This window comes from Treponema sp. R6D11 (genome assembly GCF_054786075.1).
Window position 1 is genome coordinate 1 of record NZ_BDHD01000339.1, and the last position, 1,354, is coordinate 1,354.

2 protein-coding genes are annotated in these 1,354 nt (G+C 37.7%); both read left to right on the forward strand.

All coding sequences use genetic code 11. From position 1 onward, the window contains the following. The coding region (locus ACYVTD_RS12905; protein ID WP_461248148.1) for a hypothetical protein at positions 1 to 352 on the forward strand (352 nt) is incomplete at its 5' end. Beyond that, positions 345 to 1,354, forward strand: a 1,010-nt coding sequence (locus tag ACYVTD_RS12910; RefSeq protein WP_461248149.1) for a tetratricopeptide repeat protein, incomplete at its 3' end; no start/stop codon positions are given. The genes ACYVTD_RS12905 and ACYVTD_RS12910, both read left to right, overlap by 8 nt.

A 1,354-nucleotide genomic window follows, 5' to 3' on the forward strand; every position in this document is an offset into this window, starting at 1 on the left:
ACCTTCACCTGTTGAGGGTTCCGACAAAGCCGCTTTAAACCGAAAGGGAAACCAGAAATTCAACGAGGGCGACATAGAAAACGCCAGAAGAATTTTTATGACTACAGGGTATTCGGACGGTCTTTCCAGAACAGGCGATTATTATAAATCAAAAGCCAGACCTATTGAGGCTTTAAAAATGTACTGGATGGCTCATGACAAAAATAAAGCTAATCCGATAATCGAACAATTAAGTTATCTTTTACAGGATATTCTTCATGAAGATGAAGTAAAGGCGGGAGGCGTTGAGTTAGACATTATTCCTGTAGATGATATGGCAGGTCAGGAAGAACAGGAAGTAAAAAATGAGTGATATGCAACATAATCATGAGCCTCATCATTCCGCCGAATCGCAAAAGATTGCGGAAATTTCAAAACACGGGTATCAGTTATTAAAAGAAAACAAAGTTAGCGACGCTATTGATTGTTTTTCTAAGATTCTTCTTTTAGACGAAAATAACAACTATGCGCTTGTAGGTATGGGAGACGCGGCGCGTAAAAGCGGTTCAATACGAGACGCCGTGAATTATTATCAAAGATGCCTTAACCATCATCCGGGGAATAACTACGCGCTTTTCGGTCTTGCGGATTGTTACAAGGCGATGAACCAGTATCAAAAGGCAATTGAAATTTGGGAACAGTACCTTGTACATGACGATAAAAATATAACCGTTCTTACAAGAATAGCCGACGCTTACAGGAAAGTTCGTGATTTTAAAAATTCAAAGAATAACTATTTAAAAGTTTTGGAAATGGAAAATTCCAACGCTTACGCGATTATAGGGCTTGGTCATTTACATTACGATTTTAAAGAATATGATAAAGCTCTTTCTTATTGGGAAAAAATGTTAGACTCTTCAAATCAGAATGTTGATATTCGCGTTCTTACGTCGATTGGAAACTGCCACAGAAAGTTAAAATCATTTAATAAGGGCATACCATTTTTTGAAACTGTACTGGAAAGAGAGCCAAGTAATTTTTACGCGCTTTTTGGGCTTGCCGATTGTTACCGAGGTTTGAATCAGGTAAAAAATTCTCTTTCTTACTGGTTACGCATACTTGAACAAGACCCAAGAAACAAAATGATTCTTACCCGCGCCGGGGACGCGTACCGTAATTTAAAAGATTTTGATAACGCAAAAACATTTTATGAAAAAGCGTTAAATATTGAATTTGACACTTATGCCGTTATGGGACTTGCCCTTGTAGCGAAAGAACAGGGTAAATATGACGAAGCCATAATATCACTCAAGCGATTAATTCAGCAAGACAGTAAAAATTACCGTCTTTATTATGAGCTTGCAGATTGCTATAT